At 62.1% G+C, this 21,057-nt stretch carries 14 protein-coding genes; 9 read left to right on the top strand and 5 right to left on the bottom strand.

Annotated features, from left to right (window positions below):
• Positions 1-449: 449 nt before the first annotated feature.
• Positions 450-2,528 (bottom strand): sensor histidine kinase, encoded by a 2,079-nt coding sequence (locus H6A60_RS03635; protein WP_205102053.1) that lies wholly within the window; start codon positions 2,526-2,528, stop codon positions 450-452.
• 373 nt (positions 2,529-2,901) lie between these two features.
• Here H6A60_RS03635 and H6A60_RS03630 point away from each other — a divergent pair, with 373 nt between their 5' ends.
• Positions 2,902-4,491: a tyrosine-type recombinase/integrase gene (locus H6A60_RS03630; protein WP_239477562.1), complete on the top strand. Its 1,590-nt coding sequence runs from the start codon at positions 2,902-2,904 to the stop codon at positions 4,489-4,491.
• Between the two features lie 37 nt (positions 4,492-4,528).
• On the opposite strand, the gene H6A60_RS03625 is transcribed toward H6A60_RS03630, so the two are convergent.
• The 3 genes from H6A60_RS03625 to mltG all read right to left on the bottom strand — a co-directional run bounded on the left by H6A60_RS03625 (position 4,529) and on the right by mltG (position 8,090).
• Positions 4,529-5,569: a DNA polymerase III delta subunit-related protein gene (locus H6A60_RS03625; RefSeq protein WP_205102052.1), complete on the bottom strand. Its 1,041-nt coding sequence runs from the start codon at positions 5,567-5,569 to the stop codon at positions 4,529-4,531.
• Positions 5,560-6,174 (bottom strand): dTMP kinase, encoded by a 615-nt coding sequence (gene tmk, locus H6A60_RS03620; protein ID WP_205102169.1) that lies wholly within the window; start codon positions 6,172-6,174, stop codon positions 5,560-5,562. The genes H6A60_RS03625 and tmk overlap by 10 nt, the downstream gene beginning before the upstream one ends.
• Positions 6,175-6,392: 218 nt before the next feature.
• Entirely contained in the window at positions 6,393-8,090 is a 1,698-nt protein-coding gene (mltG, locus tag H6A60_RS03615) for an endolytic transglycosylase MltG (protein WP_205102051.1), read from the bottom strand.
• A gap of 262 nt (positions 8,091-8,352) precedes the next feature.
• On the opposite strand from mltG, the gene ygfZ reads away from it, so the two are divergent.
• The 8 genes from ygfZ to gsiD all read left to right on the top strand — a co-directional run bounded on the left by ygfZ (position 8,353) and on the right by gsiD (position 19,332).
• On the top strand, positions 8,353-9,297 hold the full coding sequence (gene ygfZ, locus H6A60_RS03610) for a CAF17-like 4Fe-4S cluster assembly/insertion protein YgfZ (protein ID WP_205102050.1): 945 nt from the start codon (positions 8,353-8,355) through the stop codon (positions 9,295-9,297).
• A gap of 385 nt (positions 9,298-9,682) precedes the next feature.
• Positions 9,683-10,015, top strand: a complete 333-nt coding sequence (locus H6A60_RS03605) for an H-NS family nucleoid-associated regulatory protein (protein ID WP_205102049.1) — start codon at positions 9,683-9,685, stop codon at positions 10,013-10,015.
• 179 nt (positions 10,016-10,194) lie between these two features.
• Positions 10,195-11,097 (top strand): DMT family transporter, encoded by a 903-nt coding sequence (locus H6A60_RS03600; RefSeq protein WP_205102048.1) that lies wholly within the window; start codon positions 10,195-10,197, stop codon positions 11,095-11,097.
• 90 nt (positions 11,098-11,187) lie between these two features.
• Complete coding sequence (locus tag H6A60_RS03595; protein ID WP_205102047.1) at positions 11,188-12,933, top strand: C69 family dipeptidase; 1,746 nt, start codon at positions 11,188-11,190, stop codon at positions 12,931-12,933.
• Positions 12,934-13,684: 751 nt separating this feature from the next.
• Positions 13,685-15,610, top strand: coding sequence for an ABC transporter ATP-binding protein (locus tag H6A60_RS03590; protein ID WP_205102046.1), 1,926 nt, complete (start codon positions 13,685-13,687; stop codon positions 15,608-15,610).
• A 251-nt stretch (positions 15,611-15,861) separates the two neighbouring features.
• Entirely contained in the window at positions 15,862-17,394 is a 1,533-nt protein-coding gene (gene gsiB, locus H6A60_RS03585; RefSeq protein ID WP_205102045.1) for a glutathione ABC transporter substrate-binding protein GsiB, read from the top strand.
• A gap of 99 nt (positions 17,395-17,493) precedes the next feature.
• The gene (gene gsiC / locus H6A60_RS03580; protein ID WP_205102044.1) at positions 17,494-18,414 is read left to right on the top strand and encodes a glutathione ABC transporter permease GsiC; all 921 of its coding nucleotides are present in this window, start codon (positions 17,494-17,496) and stop codon (positions 18,412-18,414) included.
• Between the two features lie 18 nt (positions 18,415-18,432).
• Positions 18,433-19,332: a glutathione ABC transporter permease GsiD gene (gsiD, locus tag H6A60_RS03575; RefSeq protein WP_205102043.1), complete on the top strand. Its 900-nt coding sequence runs from the start codon at positions 18,433-18,435 to the stop codon at positions 19,330-19,332.
• Positions 19,333-19,647: 315 nt separating this feature from the next.
• On the opposite strand, the gene H6A60_RS03570 is transcribed toward gsiD, so the two are convergent.
• The gene (locus H6A60_RS03570) at positions 19,648-20,700 is read right to left on the bottom strand and encodes a type II asparaginase (protein WP_205102042.1); all 1,053 of its coding nucleotides are present in this window, start codon (positions 20,698-20,700) and stop codon (positions 19,648-19,650) included.
• Positions 20,701-21,057 lie beyond the last annotated feature (357 nt).

Here is a 21,057-nt window from a genome sequence, read left to right as displayed (position 1 = left end):
ATCTGTTTTTAGATGAAATACTATCGATGATAAGTGTTCAATAGTTAAGAAAATCTAAACGCCGACCTTTCTGCTGCGGCTTCCTGCTGCCGACCTGTAGGCATCCTCCCGCAGTACTAGACCGTCGGACGGATTTCGCGCATGACCGCGCTCCCTTGCAGGACACCGTTCGAGCACGATTCGCCGCGTCTTTTTGTACTCCCGTCCGCGCGCTCGGGAAATAAAAAAATCGACATTTCGCTCGTAAGACGAATATCGATTTCGCGTCTGGTGCCGAACCGGTACACCGCGATCCCGCCCAATGAGCAAACGCTCAAAATGCAAAAGACGAAGCGGCGCCCGAATTTTGAATTGGGCCACCGCTTCGTCTTTTACGCGTTTGCGTTCAATCGGCTGCCGCCGCGAACTTCCTCTTTGGCAGCCGCCACCCTTGAGACGTTTGGATAGGCTCAGTTCTTTTGTTCGCCCAGAGGGAGCGCCTTCGGTGGATTTTCGCCGCGCGTCTTGTCCTCGCCCTCATAGACCGCAAGCTGCGGCGGCAGCATGACGTCTTCGAGCTTTTCCTCGGGATCGGGAATGCGCGGCAGCGTAAAGGTGAACTTCACGCCGCGCGCGCCGTTGCGCTCAACCGTAATGCGGCCGGCATGCCGTTCGGCGATGTTGGCGATGATAGAAAGCCCGAGTCCAAGCCCCTTGGCGCCCTTGGTTGTTTGCAGGGGCTTAAAGAAGAGGGCGAGCTGCTCGTCGGAGAGGTAGGGGCCGTTGTCCGCCACCGTTAGCGCCCAGGTTTTTGCGTCAAGCGGCTCGAGCGCCACCTCGATCTGCGGGTGGAAAACGCCCGAAACGGCGTCTGCCGCGTTCTTTAAGAGATTGAGGACCGCCAATTCGATTTCCCAAGCGTCGACTTCGGCCATCGAGTGCCGGCTCACGCGCACGACAATCTCGGCGCGCGTCTGACGCGAGCGACGGAATGTCGTGATGGCGTTCGAGATGACGTCGGCCAAATCCGTCACCTTTCTCGGCGGATAGTCATGCTTGGCGTACGCGCGCACGCGGTTGACGATTTCACTTGCGCGGTCGGCTTCCGAAACGATCTCTTCGAGCGCCCAGTTGAAGCTCTCCTGATCGAACTTACCCGCCTTTGTCCTTCGGTGCAGGCCGTTGGCGTAATTCATGATCGCCGAAAGGGGCTGCTTCAATTCGTGCGCAATGATGGTCGACATCTGCCCGACGATCCCCGTGCGCTCGAGGTTCGCAATATGCGCGCGCGACTGTGCGGCCTCCGCTTCAATGAGGTCGCGCGCTTCGAGCGCCTCGCGCAGCTCCTTTGTCTTGCGGCGCACGAGCACCGACAAGCTCACAACATAGGAAATGACGATGAAGGTCGCGAGAATCGAGAGTGCGAGACCTTCTGCGTTCTCGCGCATAAAGCGCTCAAAGCTCCAGGACGCAAGGTCCGCGTAAGGGCCGATCTTCAGTTCGTAGAACATGTCGAAGACCGCGCGGTTAAGCGCCGGAAGTGTCCACTCGCCGCCGTAGCTCGCATTGCTCATCGAATAGAGGAGCGCGTTCATGCTCTTTTTGAGTGCGGGGTCCGTCGTGGGAAGCGTCGAAAAGCTCCAGCCCGGATAGGTTGCCGTCGAGTGCACGCAGGCGAGCCGATCGTTGTGCGCTGCGCCGAGAATCGTGAGGTCTCGGGCAATGTGCACTTTTCCTGCCGCCTGCATCCGCTCGAGCGAGCAGCTCGGCAGCATGCCGATGCGCTCTTCGCCGTCGAGCACCGCACGCAGTACCGCCTCTTCGTCCTCGCCGTAAAAAGTGGTATTGGCGTGAATCTGTTCGAGCCGAATGCCGTGACGAACCAGAGCGGCCGCCGGCGCGAGCCAGGCAGCCAGCTTGTCGGGCGCGGTCGCCGCCATGCTCTTGCCGCGAGCGAATTCGATCGGCACCTCGCCGGGCGCCGAAGGCGATGCCTGTACGGTCTGACGCTTCATGAAGAGAACGCCTGCCTGACCGTCTTCGGCGCGCCCGGCTTCGTTGGGCTTAAAGGAGGCGAGCGTCTCCATGACGTCGCCGCGCTGCATGCGAAGCACGGTATCGGGGTCGCTCAGCACGAAGTCAAGCTGTCGGCTCTGCACGCCCAAAAGAAGCGAATTGTCGTCAAGCCACAAAATGCGCACGCGTTCGCGGCCGATCGCGTAACGCAGTTCCTCGACCGTATAGGCGAGCCACGGCGCGTAAATGCTTTCGCCGAGCGAAGCCTGAATGCCGATACGAAGCACGCGGCGAATTTCCATCGGCGTCGGCAGCGAGAAGAGATCGCTGGCTTCGACTTTCGTCGCAAGAACCCCATTGGGAACGCTCAACGTATGGAGCTGCGGCTGAATCGCCGCACGCACGTCGCCCGAAGGCGTCCCCGTTGCCATCCCCATGCCGATATAGGAGCTCGTGCTCTGTCGCGGCGGCTTTTCTTCGGCGCCCAACGTATCGGCAGCGGCCGTCCATGCAAATGTCCAGGCAAAGAGCAAAGCCAAAAGTACCGTACAAAGACGGGACGCCGCGCGGCGAGATTGAGACGCGGGCAACAATGAACAATGGAAACGCAGCAGTGAGCGCAAGCTGAACATGGTCGACAGAGATGCTGAAGACAACCGACCGCCCCTTTATGTCTCACGTTGCACAAAGAGCGGCGGTTTTTTGTGATTCTTTTCGGAAAGTATAGAGGTGTCGCCGGGCTTTACGGTGCGGCCTCGACGCCCGAACGGCTCATTGCCGTCAATCGGGCTCGATTGCGGCACACCGAAACGGCACGCACCGCAGAACAAGCCGCCCATCAAACCGAATCAAGGAAAATTCATCATAATGTGACGTCTCGGTTTTTATTTTTCCGCCCAAACCCCCATGCGCAGAGAAGATTTGGATCGACTGGCAGCCGCGCTTCCGCAGCGCGCCCTTCGCTATGACGAGGCGCTTCAAGCAGTGCTGCCCGCCGACCTTGCGCAGCCGCTCGCCGCCAAAGGACTCGAGACGCTCGAAGACCTCTATGAGTGCGCCGCCACGCAGGGCGCCAATTGGTTTCGTGTTTTTGAAGGAATCGACGCACAGCGAGCGCAGCTCCTGATGCTTTGGCTCGCGAAGTTCGGCGAAGCGATCGGCGAAATCACCGCGCGTTTTTTTCTTCCGGGGCAAGCCCCGGCCGGCATCGCTGGCGCGGAGCCGCCCAAAGGTGCGACAACCCCACAGTTGGCAGCACAAAGTCGAATGAATGCGACGTCGACAGCCAGAACGCTCCCCGAATACGACCCGCAAGTTCGGCCGATCGAAGAGATTGTTCTGCCCGAATCGCTCAGCGGCGCGAACGGCATCAACCGCGCACCTTTGATCGGCTGCGCGCTCAATGCCGACAACGACCTTGAAGCGATCCGCATCTGGCTCAATGCCCGCGCGGGCAATCCCAACACGTTCGGCAACTATCGAAAAGAAGCGGAGCGCTTTCTTCTTTGGTGCCTCGTCGAAAAGCGCACGGCACTCTCCTCGATTCGCGCGGGCGACGCCGCGCAGTACCTGCGCTGGCTAGAAAATCTCGGCCGCTTGGACGACAAAGCGTTTGCCGCCAAATGGCGCGAGCCGCAGTCGCGCTGGCTCGGTCCGAAAAACGTGCCCCGCAGCCACGGCGGCTGGCGCCCTTTCAACGGCCCGCTTTCGGTCGCGAGCCGCCGCAACGCCATCGTAGTCGTGCGGCAGCTCTTCAACTTTCTCAAGAAGACGGGCTACCTCATCTTCAATCCGTTCGACCAGGTCAGTCCCAAAGTGCCGCTTTTGAAGGGCGAAGGCGCTCCGCAGGCATTTGCCGACCGATCGCTTACGCCCGAGCAGTGGCACGCCGTCACGGCACGACTGATGCTCCTGCCGGAAGGCTGGCCACGTGAACGCATGAAGCTCATCCTCATGATGGGAAAAAGCCTCGGCATGCGCGCCTCCGAAATGCTTGACGCCCGTGCGGGCTGGATCACGACGCGGCGCATCGGCTTTCGCGAGCGCCGCGCGATTGAAATCGTCGGCAAGGGCAGCAAAGTGCGGCGGCTGCCGCTCAACGCCGAACAGGTCGAGATCATCGAGTCGGCCCTTCACGCGCGCAATTTGGCCGGTGTTGCCGGGTGCGATCCGGAAACGCCGCTACTCGTCAACCTCGGGCGCGGCCGCAACCCGGGCGGCGCCATGAGCCGCAGCGGCCTCTACCGCGTACTCGAAGCTTTCTTTGAAACGGTTGCCAATGACATTGCGGCCGAGAGCCCCATGGACGCGGCCAAACTGCGCGCTTCATCCACGCACTGGCTCCGCCACACGTTTGCCGTGACCGCGCTTGGGAAAATGAGCGTGAACGTCGTGCAGGCGGCGATGGGGCACGCCTCGGTTGCGACGACCGGGCGCTACCTCTCGCCCGAAGAAGAAAAGATGAGCGAAGCCATGGCCGACATGAAGGCGCTCTGATGGATGAGCATCTCCTGCCGGCAGAGCGCCTCGCATCTCAGCGCGCCGACGACCAGAGCGAAGCGTAGTGAAGGAGCGCCGACTCCCAAACCTGCTTGGGGTTGAGCGGATGCTCGTCGCTGCGTCGCACAGAGGCGACAAGCTTTTCGAGTGCCGAAAGGCGCTCAAAGTCCGTACGGGCAGCGAGGCGCGCGAGCGCATCAGCGCGCTTAATGAAGTAGCGCGGCGAGAGCCCCGACTTCGTTCGCATGAGGTCGTGCGACCAACGCGAGAGCAAAAGTCCGAAAGCAGGCACCGAGTAGCTTTTGGGCGCGGCGATGAGAATCTCGTCGGGCGCAATCGTGCCGCGCTCGAGCATGTCAAGCAGCGCCCTTTCGAGCGCCGCGTCGAGCCGCTCAGCCGGGTTTCGCTCGAGCGCCTCCAAGGGTGCGCCGCCCGCGAGCGCAAGCGCCTCTTCGGGCGAGGCAACGCCTTTGTCGCGCAAAAAGTCGAGCGCCATGGCCTTCGGGGGCACCGCGACGCGCAAAAGCCGCGAACGCGAACGAATTGTCGGGAGCACTGCGTCGATATCTTCGGCCGCCAATATATAAATGAGGTCCGCGGGCGGCTCCTCCATCGACTTCAAGAGCGCGGCAGCCGCCTCGGCGCGCACCATGTCGGCGGGGTAAATGACGATCACGCGGCGCCCGCCGCGGTTGGCATTGAGGCCGACAAAGTCCGCAAGTGCGCGGATCTGATGAATGCGCACTTCGCGGCTCGCCTTTTTTTTGCTGTCGGGGCGCTCGTTTTCGGCGCGCTCATAGGGCACTTCGTAACGCTCGCACATCGCCTCGGAGAGCACGCGCTTGTAGTCGGGGTGCGAACCCGCGGCCGTGAGCGCACAGGCGGCGCACCGTCCGCAGGCGCTCCCGTCGGGGTTGGGCGACTCGCAAAGGAGTGCTCTCGCGAAGCTGTCGGCGAGCTCGTAGAGCCCGATCCCGGGCGGCCCGTAAAGCAAAAAGGCGTTGGGCAGTCGATCGATCTGCGAGGCAAAGGCCTGCGCCGCCTCTTCAAACCACGGATAAGGAGCTAAAGCCACGACGAAACCCTCTCGGCAATTTGAGCGGCAATCGCTTCCGGGGCAAGCGACGCGTCGACAACAAGAAATCGCTCGGGGGCGGCGGAAGCGCGCTCCAGATAGCGGCGTCGAACGCGCGAGAAAAAGTCGAGTCCCTCGCGCTCGAAGCGGTCTGCTGCGGCGCCGCGCGCGCCGCGCCGCGCGGCCGCACATTCGGGCGAGAGGTCGAAAAGAACCGTCAGATCCGGCGCAAAGCCCGAGAGCGTCCAATCTTCGATCGATCGGGCCTTTTCTTCGGCAAGCCCCTTGCCGCCCACCTGATAGGCATAGGTCGCATCGGCAAAGCGATCCGAAATCACCCAAGCGCCTCGCTCGAGCGCGGGACGAATGGTCTTGGCGACATGCTCGGCACGCGCGGCAAAAAAGAGCAGCGTTTCGGCCTCGAGCGTCATTTCGTCGCCTAAGAGCATGCCTCGGATTTTTTCGCCCAAGGGCGTGCCGCCGGGCTCGCGAGTGAGAACGACATCATAGCCCGCCGCGCGGATGCGCTCGCAAAGCGACGCAATCTGTGTGGTCTTGCCGGCGCCGTCAATGCCTTCAAAGGAAATAAATCGACCGCGGCACACTGCTGGCGCCGCCACGTCGGATGCAATCTCGGACAAAAGAAGCTCCTTCAGTGCCTGTTTTCTTGCCGGGGCGACTCGCCTCACTTACCTGCGCGGCGCCAGCCGGCGCCGCTGCTTAGGGGCCGGCTTTTTTTCGAGCGAGCATTTTCGCACAATCGCGAACAAATCAGAACCGCTCAGATGCGTTCAAAAGGCGTTCTCAAACGCACAGCCGCGTATTAGTGCCGCTCGGACGATTGATCGGCCTCACGCACACCGCTTCTCGCAGAAGCGCTCCCGCTAGAAGACTTCCCGACGACCGGGCGCCGCTCCTTGGCGTAGCGGGGCTTGAAGGGCGTCGATTTCTTGTCGATCAGGTAGTGGCGAACGGCGCGATTGTGGTCGCGCAGATTCGTCGTGAATTCGCTCGTGCCGTCCCCGCGCGCGACGAAGTAGAGAAAATCCGTGTCGGCGGGATTCGCGGCCGCCTCAATCGATGCGGGCGTCGGACTCGAAATGGGCGTTGGGGGAAGCGCTCGAATCTTGTAGGTGTTGTAGGGCGTCTCCTTCTGGAGGTCTCGTTTTGTGAGTCGGCCGCGCCAGTCAGGGCCGAGCCCGTAGATCACGGTCGGGTCGGTTTGAAGCGGCATACCTCGCTTGAGTCGGTTGTGGAACACGGAACTCACGAGGTGCCGATCACTCTTTTCGCCCGTCTCCTTCTCGATAATGGACGCAAGAATGAGAAGCTCGTAGGGGCTCTTCAAGGCGCTCGCCAAAGGGCTTCGCTTCTCCCAGGCGGCAGCAAGAAGCCGCTTCTGGCGATCAACCGCCATGCGAAGTACCGAGAGGTCGCTCGAACCCGAGCCGTAGCGGTAGGTTTCGGGGGCAATGAAGCCTTCGAGCGACGGGTAGTCCTCGAGCCCCAAACGCTTTCTGAGTTCTTCGGGCGCGAGCGCCGCCGCATCCTGCTTGAGATTGACGCCCCCGGCAAGAATGCGTTCGATCTCCCAGACGGGCGCGCCGTCCGGAATGCGGATGCGCTGATCGATGAGCGGATCGCCCTTCAATGTTTCGACGAGTCCCTCGGCCGTTATGCCGCGCTTAAAACGGTAGAGCCCGATATGAAGCCGCGAGAGTGCCTCGGGCTGCAGGCGCGAGAGCACGCGGACCTGATGGTCCGCCACCCGGATCCCGGCGCCGCGAATCTTATCGATCACGCGCCGTGCGCTGTCGCCCTCTTCAATCATGACGTCCACCGTGTCAGCCGTCCCGGGGAAGTCTAGCGGCCGCTTGAAGACATCCCAATAAAGCCAGCCGGCACCGGCAGCGGCAAGCAGCGCACAAAACAGAATAAGGAGAAATAGCCGCTTGAAAAAGCGGGCAACGCCCGACCCCGAGCGCTTTTCCGCCTTCTCGGCCGTTTCGCGCGCTCCGCGCTCGTCGCTCAACGGCATTTCTTCGGGCGCAGCACGATCGGTCAACGTCGGAACACCTGAATCTGCGGGCGCTGCATCGAGCACCGGATCTGCGGCAGGCTTTGCTTCAATAACCTTGACGCCCTCTGCCGATCCATCGAGCGCCTTGGACTCATCGGACCCAAGCGGGGAAGCCGCTGCCGCTGCCGCCGAAAGCGTTTCAGTCGCCGCTTCGGGCACGTCGGTCTTGACCGCATCGGTCTGAACCGCAATATCGGCGCGCTGCGCGTCGACCGCTTCACTCGGCTCGCAAGACCTGCCGGGCTTGACGCCGTCGGAGTGAAGCACATGGGGCTGTTTCTCAACAGCAGCCCGAGAGAGCTCCGCTTTCTTGGCAGACTCGGCGGCCCGACCGTCCTCGGGCATGGCGCCCTCGAAGCGAGCGGCCGCTTGCGGGTCGCTGTTGCCGTGCGCATGTCTGCGCTTCTGTTTTCCGTGTTTGCTGCGGTGCTCTGCCGTCACGCTCGAAATCTCCGAAATGGGAAGGTGCCTCGTCGAGCGTCGATTCGCGCTCCCGCAGCACAGGACCGCCTCGAGTTTAGCGCAGACGCGCGCAGCCTCCGCCTGGACGAAGCCGCCCGCAGTGCAACGAACCGTGAGCTTCGGCGCTTCTGAGAAACGAATAGGAACGAATCCGTTCGCAAAGGTTTCTCCACAGACATCCGCGGGACGGCTATGCTTTTGCCTTCGAATCCATTTCCCGAATGCTTTTTCGGTGACTCACATGAACACTTCCACGATCACGCCCGCCGTTGCCCGCGTTCAAGGCCTTGCGCTCGTTCGCGTCACGGGCGCGGACGCCGTCGATTTCCTTCACGGCCAATTTACTCAGAAAATCCGCGGCCTCGAAGGTGCCGTGCGCGCCTGCGGCTATTGTTCGCCCAAGGGGCGGCTCCTTGCGGTGTTCCGCGCTTTCCCGATGACCGACGGCGCCGTCGGTCTTCTTGTGCCCGCTTCGATTGTCGAAGGGTTCGTCAAGCGCCTTCGCATGTACGTACTGCGCTCGAAGGTAACGCTCGAACTTGCCGCAGCGTCGATTGCCGTCGCAACGGGCGAGGCGGGCGCTGCCGCCCTTGCGGCTGCGGGCCTTGAAGCGCCGCAGACGGGCCGCACGACCCGCGCGGGCGACGCTTACCTTCTCGGGCTCACGCCCGCCGCTGCCGTTGAAGGCTTTGCCGCCGCCGGCGCCCGAACGCTTCTCGTAAGCGAAAACACGCTCTCCGACAAACTCCCCGTGGTTGAAGAAACGGACGACCGTACGTGGCGCGCGAGCGAAATGGCCGCGGGGATGCCCGTCGTGCTCGCCGAAACGCTCGAGCGCTTTACACCGCAGGCGGCGAACCTCGAACTCGCCGGGGGCGTCGTTTTCGACAAGGGCTGCTACCCCGGCCAGGAAGTCGTCTCGCGCCTGCAGCACTTGGGCGAAACAAAGCGCCGCGGCGCGCTCGCCCTTTTCGACGCCGCCGCGCCGAAAGCGGGCGACGCCGTCTACTTTGAAGGCAGCGAAACGGGCGCCGTGATCGACGCGGTTTCGCTCGATGGCCGCACGCTCGTGTTCGCAAGCGTCGCGCTCGAAGCAGCGGCCGCGGGCTTCGCGCTCGCCCCCGAGAGCGCCGCGGGCACCCCCGCAGCGCTCCCCTACGTCTATCGGAACGTGCTCAAGGACTGACGCTCGCGCTTTATCCGACGCCTAGGTTCCCCAAGCGTCGCCACAATTCACCCAACTTTTTTATAAACGCAGCCTGAACAAACATTCGGGCTGCGTTTTGTATTTCCGAACACCCCTCTTTTCACCCTTCCATTCCCGCCATTTTTGGGTTCGATTTCCGCTCCTCACTTCATTTACAGGCATGTTGCAACTCCCGCAACAGCAAGCGACTCTCTCTTCTTGCGAGGCATTTAGTTGTATACACTCAAGAAAAAACCCTTGCAGAATCAGCAATTACTTGGTAGCCTTGATGCTAATTTGTAAGTAGTTAAGCGAAAAAATTTATCAGCCGCCGCCGACTTTCGGTATCACGCCTGCCAACGGCTTACTGATTTCCACTCATCAAATGAACGCAACATCCGAGCGCGTGCTCAAAGCCCTCAGCCGTCTGGAAGCAGCCCCTGCGAAGCCAGCCAACGACCCCGTTCGCCGCCGCGGCATCGAACTTGTGCAGGTGCTCGTGCGCTATTTCCATATCGAGCGCGACGAGCTGCGCTTTCGGGACTGGTTTTCGATTGTGACCGAACAGGATCGCCGCACGATCAATGTCGGCCGCGCCAAGCCGGTGCGCTATCTCGGCCCGAACGGCGAGCGGTGGGCAGGTTGCGGCAAAACGCCGCGCTGGGTGCGCGAAGTTGAAGAAGAAGGCGGCGACCGCGAGGACTACCGCATCTTCTAAGGCGTTACTTCCTTTTGAACGCGCCTCTCAGTGCAGTTGAAGCACGCTTAGCGCGGCCGCGCTAGAATCCGAACTCGATCCCGAGGAGGCCTTTTCCCGAAGGCCTCCTTTTTTCGAACCTGCGCCGCAACCGATCGGGACTTTTGCGCCCGGCGCCGCGCGGCCTACGATTCCGACCCATGTTCAAGCAGTCCCTCTGGGCGCTCGCCGCCGCCCTGCTCTTCTCTCTCATGGCCGCGTTCGTGAAGCTCACGAGCAGCGAACTCGGCACGCTCGAGCTCGTTTTCTACCGCTCGATCTTCGGCGTTCTTTCGATCGGCTTTTTCGTCATTAAAGGCGGCCTCTCCATCAAGACCCCGTATTTATGGGGCAACATCAAGCGCTCTGTCCTTGGGACGCTTTCCGTTGCGCTCTGGTTCTATACGCTCGGCAAGCTCCCCTTCGGCACGAACATGACGCTTATCTACACGACGCCGCTCTTCATGGCGGCGAATTTCTGGATCCTCGCACTCATGCGCCGCGAGCGCGCGCCCTGGGCGCTCATCCTCTCGATCGTCGCGGGCTTTGCGGGCATCACGATCGTGCTGCAGCCGAGCTTCCACAGTGAAGACCTCGTGCCCGCGCTCATCTGCCTCTCGGTCGCGCTCGTCGACCTCGCCGTCTACTGGCAGATGAAGGAGCTCGGCCGCCTCGGGGAGCCCTCCTGGCGAATCGTCTTCTATTTCACCGTTTTCGGCTCGGTTTTCGGCTTCGCGGGCGCGTGGCTTTTCGAAGGTGGCATGCACCTGCCGACAGGGACGACGCTTCTCGGCATCCTCGGGATGGGCCTTTGCGCGACGCTCGGGCAGATCTGCACGACGCGCTCCTACGCCTACGGCAACATGCTCTTAAGTTCCTGCCTCGGGTTTTCGGCCATTCCGATTTCGGCCGTGATCAGCTTCCTTCTCTTCGGGGAAACCGTCACGACGACGGCGCTCGTCGGCATGTCGCTCATCGTCGCCGCGGGCATGACGGCTTCGGTCACAACGAAGCGTGAAGAGGCCGCCCAGAAAGCGCGCGAAGCTGCGCAAAAAGCGGCTTAAACCGCATAATTTGACGGCGCGCCCGAGGCACTTCGGGGGCGCGCCTTTTTTCTTTTCCCAAAATTTCAACGACAAGGACTATCACGCACCATGTGCACCACGATCATCGTCGGCAAGCGCGCATCCAAAACGGGGCGCGTCATCGTCGGCCACAACGAAGATGCGGGCGGCCGATCGCTGCATCAGCAGTTTTTCTGCCCGGGCGGCAAGCACGCCCCGGGTGAAGTCGTCTCGGGCGAACCCGGTATGGCGAAAGTGCCGCAGGTCCCCGAAACGCTCGGCGTCTATTGGTCGAACATGCTCGCGCCCGCGCCGGGTTCCTCATTTGATCAAGGCTTTGCGAACGAAGCAGGCCTCGTCATCTGCTCGAACGCGGGCGGAAGCGCCTTTGACGCGGAAAGCACCGATCTCACGGACGGGGGTGTTGCCTTTCTCCTGCGCCGCCTCATGGCCGAGCGCGCCAAAACCGCGCGCGAGGCCGTCGAAGTCGCCCGCGAGCTTCTCGAGCGTTACGGCTATGCGGGCGAAGCGCGCAACTATACCGTCGCCGACCGCGACGAAGCCTGGGTGATCAATGCCGTGCGCGGCCGCCGCTTTGTCGCCAAGCGCGTCCCCGACGACTGCGTGATGCTCATATCCAATGCGCTCGCGATCCGCACGGTTGACCGCTCGGACACGGCCAATGTCGTCGCGTCGGCCGATCTGGTCGAGTATGCCGTCGCGCAAGGCCGCTACACGCCCGCACACCCGAGCTCGTTCGACGATTTCGATTTTGCGCGCGCCTACCAGAGCGACGACAACCGCCGCAACCCCGAAAAATCGATTCGCCTGCGCGAAGGCTGGTTTGCGATCACAGGGAAGTACTTCGAGGACGAGCTTCACTATCCGGAAGCGATGCCGCCCAAAGCGCCGATGGCGGTCGAAGACGTGATCGCAATTCTTCGCACGACGGCGCCCGAAACCTACCGCACCCGCGGCGACGGGCGCGCCGACGCCTTCCACGTGAGCGCGATCGACATCTCCCGCTCGCACACGCGCGAATCCTGGGTGATGGCGCTCGGCGAGCGGCCGCTCTTCAATACGCTCTGGCGCGTGAGTTCCTACCCCGACACGGGCGTCTACGTGCCGTGGTTCGTGCTCGCCAAAGGGGATGCGGCGAATCCCATCCCCGAAGGGTACGCGTGGACCACCCTCGAAGAAGCGCACAAGGTGCAGTTCGCGATGAAGCCCGAGTACCTCGACTTCGACTACGCCAGGCACTATTACCTCAATGCAGTTCTGGGCGAACTCGTCAATTTCAACCGCGGCCTCATGGCGGGCGTCTGGCCCTCGCGAGAAGCGCTCGAAAGCCGTTTCCGCATCGAGGTGGAAGCTACGCTTGAAAACCTCACGCGCTCAGCGATGAGCGATGCCGACTGCAGGACAGCGCTCGCGAACTTCACGCGAGAGGCGCAGCGGCGCGCCGACCAACGAACTGCCGAGCTTCTCGCTCTCCTTGACACGCTCGACGTGCGGGCAAGCCGCACCGAAGTCCCTTTGAGCGACACGGGCGAAATCGAACTCTCGATCACGGCCGAAGCGGGCTTTGACGCGCTTGCGGTCGACCCCGAAACGCTCCTCTGGAGTTTCGGCTTCACGACGGCGAAGGCCTCCGTGAACGAACCCGCCAAACCCGTTGCCGTACGCATCCAAGACGAACGCACGCTCGTCGCTGCGTTCCGGACGTCCGATCTCGCGCGTTTTGCACCCGCAGGCGTTCTCTGCGACACGTACGTGCGCGGCTTCTGTGCGGGTCGACGCTTCGTCGGCATGGTACCGATTCGCTTCACGGCCTAAATAAGCTCAAAGACAGCCGAAATCTGCGTGCGCCGGTGCCGCTTCGCTGATGCGCGAAGCGATCGGCGCACGTTGCTTTTGTACGCGTCTGCCGTGCCGACCTGCGTCGTCTTTCGCTTCGCGCGAGAAAGCAACGCTCGCCTTATCACGCTCGAATGCAGTCTCTTTTGCTTCCGATCAAAAGTTACGCAGTTGCATACTCGACGAATCGTGCAGAACCCGCCTTCCGAGCGCCGACCCGCACACATAGGCTGAAATACGTATCGAGTCTGCAGTCGGATCAATCCGCCGAGGCGTTTATTCGGTGAGACGCCTGAGCACTATCGCCTAACTCAAGGCGCTCAGTGCACGAAAAACGCTCGAACAGAGCACACTCGGGCGCGAGAATTGTGCAAAAAATCCGCCCGACACACAAAAACACGATTTCGCGTCGGGCGTTATGCTCAGAAACACGCACGAACAAAAACAAACGGCGGGCAACCCCTCGATTTTCCACCGTCGGCGTCTTCGCGCTCTGCCCTCGGCAAAACGGCAAGCGCGTTCGCAAATCACAGAAACCGGTGTTTCTAAAAAGCCCGCAGAGGCTTCGGCATTCAATGCGTACCACCGGTTCGAACGATTGGGCGAACTGAAGCCCCTGCGCTTCAAGACGGCGGAAACCCCGAGCACGGTTCTTTCGAGCACGCGCCCCGCAGCCCCGATCCGGTCTGCGCCCCGCCCACTCGGCCGCCAGACACGGGAACAGAAAGACATGACGAAAGCCAATTCTGCGGGCGGCACCGCCCCCGAAGTCCTGCGCGCCGCGGCGAACCCGAACGCGCCCGATGCAGCCAGAGCATCCGCGCAGCCGATTCTCGAAGTAAAGGACCTTCGCGTCGAATTCAAAACGGAAAACGGCACCGTCACGGCCGTTCGCGGCGAATCCTTCGTCATCCGGCCGGGCGAAACGCTCGCGCTCGTCGGCGAATCCGGTTCCGGAAAGTCCGTCACGAGTCTTTCGATCATGCGGCTCGTGGAAACAGGCGGCGGCCGCATCACCGGCGGGACCATTCATCTCAAGCGCCGCGACGGCACGACCGTCAACCTCGTGAAGTGCTCGAACCCGACGCTTCGCCAGATTCGCGGCGCCGAAGTCGCCATGATCTTTCAGGAGCCGATGACGTCGCTCAACCCGGTCTTCACGGCGGGCGCGCAGATTGAAGAAAGTCTGAAGCTTCACCGCGGCATGACCGCTGAAGAGGCCGAGGCCGAAGCCGTACGGCTTCTCGAACTCGTGCGCATCCCGGACGCGGCGCGCGTCGCGAAGCGCTACCCGCATCAGCTCTCCGGGGGCATGCGCCAGCGCGTCATGATCGCCATGGCGCTCGCCTGCCGCCCGCAGCTTCTCATTGCCGACGAACCGACGACGGCGCTTGACGTAACGGTACAGGCGCAGATCCTTGCGCTCATCAAGAAGCTCCAGGAAAAGATCGGCATGGCCGTGCTCTTCATCACGCACGACATGGGGGTCGTCGCGCAGATTGCCGACCGCGTCGCCGTGATGCGCTACGGCGAAATCGTCGAGACGAACGACGCCAAAACGCTCTTTTCAGCGCCGAAGCACCCTTACACGAAGGCGCTCCTCTCGGCGGTGCCCAAACTCGGCGCGATGCGTACGCTCGACCGCCCGGCGTTCTTCTCCCTCATCGACCCCGATTCGGGCCGTGCGGTGGAGCCGCCCGCGCAGGCGGTGAGCGAACCACAAGAAAAAATCCTCGAAGTCAAGAGCATCGTGAAGACCTTCCCGGTCCGCACGGACTTCTTCGGCCGTCCCACCCACGTCGTTCGCGCGTGCGACCGCGTCTCCTTCGACCTGCACGCGGGCGAAACGCTCTCGATCGTGGGCGAGTCGGGCTGCGGCAAGTCGACAACGGGGCGCGCGGTGCTGCGGCTTCTGAACGTCGACAGCGGCGACATCCTCTATCGCGGCCAGTCGCTCACGCACCTCGCCGGGCGCGAAATGCAGCTCGCGCGCCGTCGCCTGCAGATGATCTTTCAGGATCCGTACGCTTCGCTCGACCCGCGCCAGACGATCGGCTTCTCGATTGCCGAGCCGCTCCTCATTCACGGCATCGGTTCCAAGTCGGAAACGGCCGACCGCGTCGCGGCGCTTTTAAAGCGCGTCGGCCTCTCGCCCGATATGGGCAACCGCTATCCGCACGAATTCTCGGGCGGTCAACGTCAGCGCATCTGCATTGCGCGTGCGCTCGCACTGCAGCCCGAAATCATCATTGCCGACGAATGCGTTGCGGCGCTCGACGTCTCGATCCGAGCACAGGTGATCAATCTCATGATGCAGCTCCAGGAAGAAATGGGGCTCTCCTTCCTTTTCATCTCGCACGACATGGGCGTCGTCGAGCGCATCAGCCACCGTGTGGCGGTGATGTACCTCGGCCAAATCGTCGAAATGGGGCCGCGGCGTGCCGTTTTCTCGAATCCGCGTCACCCATACACGCAAAAGCTCCTTTCTGCCGTACCGATTCCCGACCCGAACGAGCGCAACCTCTTGGGGCTTCTCAACCTCTCGGATCTGCCGAGTCCGGTGCGACCCGTCGGTCAGGCGCCGCACGTCGATCCGCTCGTTGAGGTCGAACCCGGACACTTCGTTGCGATGCACGAGATCGGCGGCGCGAACTGACGCGCCCAAAGCGCAAGGCAAAAACACCAAGAACGTAGAGAACGTTAGGACCGCATCCCGAAACCCCGACATCAAAAGTCGACAACCGAATCGCCCGTACGCCCGCAGTTCCGAACCGGACGCCGCGCCTTCGTGCCTCGGAAACCGAAAGCGCGGGTTCGATCGCCCGAACCAAGAACGAAACTTATTCGTCTCGGCACTCGAATACTTGGAGCGACAGGTCGATTCACACGCACATAGGAGAAAAACCAATGAAATACGCACGTATTCGGACGCTTGCCGCGGTTCTCGCGGGGCTCGCGATCGGCGCACAGGCGTGTGCCGAAGAGCTCATCGTGGCCGTTCAGTCGACCTTCACGACGCTCGACCCGTACGACGCCTCCGACACGCTTTCGCAGGCCGTGGCGAAGTCCTTCTACGAAGGCCTCTACGGGTTCGACCGCAACATGAAGCGCATCCCGGTCCTTGCCGAAAGCGCCGAGCCTTCCGCCGACGGCCTCGTCTACACGATCAAATTGAAGCAGGGCGTCAAATTCCATGACGGCACGGAATTTACGGCCGAGGCCGTCAAGGCCAACTTCGACCGCGTCACCGACCCGAAAAACGGCCTGAAGCGCTATTCGCTCTACTCGAACATCGCCAAGACCGAAGCGCTCGACCCGTACACGGTGCGCTTTACGCTCAAGCGTCCGTTCTCGGCCTTTCTCAACCAGCTTGCGCACCCCTCGGGCGTCATGATCTGCCCGAGCGCAATCGAGAAGTGGGGCGGCAAGGTCGCCTTCCACCCGTGCGGCACGGGGCCCTACACGCTCAAGGACTACAACCCGAGCGAAATTCTGCACGTCGTCAAGAATCCGAACTACCGCGTGGCGGGACTGCCGAAACTCGACGGCATCGTCTGGAAGCCCGTTGTTGAAAACAGTACGCGTGCGGCGATGCTGCGCACGGGCGAAGCGCATTTTGCCATGAGCCTGCCGCCCGAACAGGTGAAGCTCCTCGAAAAGGAAGGCAGCGTCACGATCGAAAAAACGCCTTCGATCATCACGCGCTACCTCTCGATGAACGTTTTGAAGAAGCCCTTTGACAACGTGAAGGTCCGCGAAGCGGTCAACTACGCAATCAACAAGGAAGCGCTCGCCAAGGTCGCCTTCAGCGGCTACGCAACGCCGGCCACGGGCGTTGCGCCTGCGGGCGTCGCCTTTGCGACGAAGCTCGGCCCCTGGCCCTACGACCCGAAGAAGGCGCGCGAACTTCTCAAAGAAGCGGGCTACCCGAACGGCTTCCGCGCGAAGCTCTGGAGCGCCTACAACCACACGACCGCCAATAAGGTCATCCAGTTCCTGCAGCAGCAGCTCGCGCAGGTCGGCATCAAGTGCGATATTCAGGCACTTGAAGCCGGGCAGCGCGTCGCGCTCGTCGAAGACGTGAAGGACCCGAAGGACGCGCAGGTCGAGCTCTACTACATCGGCTGGTCGAGTTCGACGGGCGAACTCGACTGGGCCGTTCGCCCGCTTCTCGCAACCGAAAGCTGGGCGCCCAACGCGGGCAACACCGCCTACTACTCGAATAAGACGGTCGACGACGGGCTCATGGAAGCGCTCTCGACGACGGACGAAAAGAAGAAGCAGGCGATCTACGACAACGTTCAGAAGACGATCTGGCAGGATGCCCCGTGGGCGTTCCTCGTCGACGAAATGAATCTGAGCGCCTACTCGAAGAAGCTCACGGGCTTTTATACGCTGCCCGACGCCAACATCGACTTCTATGAGGCCGAGTTGAAGTAACGGCAGACGCCCGGCCGAGCCGCCGCAGCGCGGCCGGGCAAGCACACCTCAAAGCCGCGGCACCCCAGGCAGAACAACCATAAAAGAGAGAACGACAACATGCTCCGCTATTTCGTGAAGCGACTCCTCGGGATGATCCCAACGATGATCATCGTGACGATCGTCGTCTTCCTGTTCATACACATGCTCCCGGGCGACCCGGCGCGCCTTGCCGCCGGCCCCGAAGCCGACGAAGCCACGGTTGAAATGGTTCGCCACCAGCTCGGGCTCGACCGCTCGATCCCCGAGCAGTTCGTCTCCTTTGTCGCCAATGCGCTTCAGGGCGACTTCGGCACGTCCATCCGCACGCAGCGACCCGTGATCGACGAGATTGCCGAGCGCTTCGGCCCGACGATGTATCTCACGATCGCCGCCATGGGCTGGTCGGTGCTCTTCGGGCTCGCCGCGGGCGTCATTTCCGCCGTCTACCGCAACCGCTGGCCCGACCGTCTCTGCATGACGATTGCCGTTTCCGGGATTTCGTTTCCGGCATTCGCGCTCGGGATCCTTCTGATGGAGGTCTTCTCGGTCGAGCTCGGTTGGCTGCCGACCGTGGGCGCGGCGACCTGGAAGCACTACATTCTGCCCTCCATTACGCTCGGCGCGGCCGTTGCGGCCGTCATGGCCCGCTTCACGCGCGCGTCCTTTGTCGAGGTGCTCACGGACGACTACATCCGAACGGCGCGCGCCAAGGGCGTTCGCGGCTCCTTCATCGTGATGAAGCATGCGCTTCGCAACGCGCTCATTCCGGTCGTCACCATGATGGGGCTGCAGTTCGGCTTTCTCTTGGGCGGCTCGATCGTCGTCGAGAAGGTCTTCAACTGGCCGGGCATGGGGCGCCTCCTTGTCGACGCCGTCGACATGCGCGACTACCCGGTCATCCAGGCGAGCGTGCTGCTCTTTTCCGTCGAATTCATCGTGATCAATCTGATCGTCGACGTGCTCTACGGCTGGATCAATCCGTCCATCCGCTACAAGTAAAAGAATAGGAGACGACTCATGACTTCCGCCGCTAACGATCCGCGCCTCGCACAGTCGGGCGACAAACTGAGAACGCCGCTTTCGGAATTCTGGCGCAAATTCAAGCGCGAACCCGTGGCGATGGCCGCCGGCATTTTCGTGCTCTTTCTGATTTTCGTTGCGATTTTCGGGCCCTGGCTCACGCCCTTTGATCCCGAAAACTACTTCGACTACGACCGCCTGAACGAAGGGCCCTCTGCCGCACACTGGTTCGGCGTCGACGCCCTCGGGCGCGACATCTTCAGCCGCATCGTCGCAGGCACGCGCATTTCGCTCATCTGCGGCTTCACCTCCGTTTTCGGCGGCGCCGTGATCGGTACCGCGCTCGGTCTCATCGCCGGGTTCTACGAAGGCTGGGCCGACCGCATCATCATGCGCATCTCCGACGTGCTCTTCGCGTTCCCGGGGATCCTGCTCGCGATCGGCATCGTCGCGATCCTCGGGGGCGGCATGCTCAATGTCGTCGCCGCCGTCGCAATCTTCTCGATCCCGGCCTTCGCGCGTCTTGTGCGCGCGAACGTCCTCTCGCTCAAGACGCAGACCTATGTCGAAGCCGCCAAGAGCCTCGGCATCAGCGACGGGATGCTCTTGATCCGCCACATTCTCCCGGGCACGATCTCGGTGATCATGGTCTACCTCACGATGCGCATCGGCACCTCGATCATCACCGCAGCATCGCTCTCCTTCCTCGGTCTCGGCGCGCAGCCGCCGATGCCCGAATGGGGCGCGATGCTGAACGAAGCGCGCGCCGACCTCATGACGGCCCCGCACGCGGCGCTCTTTCCCGTGATCGCGATCTTCCTCACGGTGCTCGCCTTCAATCTCTTGGGCGACGGCCTGCGCGACGCCCTCGACCCGAAGGTGGACACGAACAACTGACTCTCTTTTATGAAGCTCGGCCGGCCCGTGCGTTTCACCACCAGGGCCGACCGCGCTGCGCATCCTTTCGGGCCCATTGCCCGCCCAACGGCCATGAAGCGGAGTACGTGGGGCGGCCCGACAAAGCCCGAAAATTTGGGGATCCTCGGTTTCACACCGGGATCCCCCTTTTTTTCGCCCGAAGCCTCAACCGAACGCCGCCCAATCGGCGCCGCCGACTCCGCGCAGAGACGGGCACTCGCGAGCCTCGCGCCTACGGTTCAAACGCCGTTCAAACGACAGACGCCCGGAAACGAACGCACCGGCACGCATCGATCAGTATTCGCTGAAGATGCGCTGGATTTCCTTCGGATCGTTCGTCTTCGTGAGCGCGAGCTGCAGCAGGAGGCGCGCCTTCTGCGGATTGAGGTTGCCCGCAAAGACAAAGCCCGCATTGACGTACTGCGCGTGCGACTTCACGACGCCGCCCGCAGGCACGTGCGCGGAGAGAACGACGGGCGTGCCGGACTTGTTGGCCTTTTCAAGCACGGCTTCGGCGCGGTCGCTCACGCTGCCGTTGCCCGTACCCGCCGAGACGATGCCCTTGGCACCGAGCTTGAGAACCGCTTCGACAACCTTTTCGTCCTGGTCGATGTGCGAGTAGACGATGTCGACGCGCGGCAGCGTATCGAGCTTCGCAATATCGAATTCGCTCTGGAAGGTATGGCGGCGGGTCGTTGCGCGGTAGAGAACCGGTTCGTTGTTGACGACGTACCCCAAGTAGCCCATTTCGGGCGCTGAGAAGGTCGCCACATTCGTCGTGTTGCCCTTCGTCGTTTCACGCGCGGCAGAGATCTGATCGTTCATGACGATCGTGACGCCCTGACCCTTCATCTTGGGAGAAGCGGCCGTCTGGACGGCTTCAAGGAGATTCATCGGACCGTCGGCAGAGATGGCGGTCGAGGGACGCATCGCGCCCACAAGCACGACGGGCTTGTCGCTCTTGACCGTAAGGTTCAGGAAGTACGCGGTTTCTTCAATCGTGTCGGTGCCGTGCGTGATCACGACGCCGTCGACCTTCGGATCGGCCACGAGCTCGTTGACGCGCTTGGCGAGCTTCAGGAGCGTCGGCGTATCCATGTTGTTCGAAGAAATCTTCGCAATCTGCTCGCCCGAAACTTCGGCAAAGTCCTTCATCTGCGGCACGGCGTTGATGAGGGTCTGAATGCCGACGGCGGCAGCATCGTACCCGGTCGTATCCGTGGCGCTTGCGGCAGCGCCCGCGATCGTGCCGCCCGTGGCGATGATCTTCACGGTCGGCAGCGCATTGGCGGCGGCCGAGAAGCCGAGAGAGAGCGCAAACGCGGCGGCAAGCAGTGTCTTCTTCATGTCGAGAATTCCTTTTCGAACGGTCAAAATCGGTTGTATATCGGCCGACGAGGCTTTAGGAACCTTTACGTCGGCCGCAGCGAGCATCATAGGGCACTCGGCCGTTTTGCGAAAGACGCGGATTCTCTCGAAGGACCTGCCGCAAGACACAACGCGTTCCGCGAATCAAGAGACACCGACAGGAAGCTCGACCAAGAAGCGGAAGGCATTCTACGGCGGGCGGATCGGGTGAAGGGGTCTCGACAAAAGGATCGACGGCGCAGCAGCGGCACTATGCGCGATTTCCCCGCCGCACACAGTGCTTCTCGAAGCGTCGGACCCCGCTTTTCGGGTGCTTCATCTGCTGCGCCGCCGATC

The sequence above is a fragment of the Sutterella massiliensis genome, from assembly GCF_016899755.1.
GTDB lineage: Bacteria > Pseudomonadota > Gammaproteobacteria > Burkholderiales > Burkholderiaceae_F > Sutterella > Sutterella massiliensis.
Note: the sequence above shows the minus strand (reverse complement) of the source record. Positions and strands in the feature narration are given on the sequence as shown.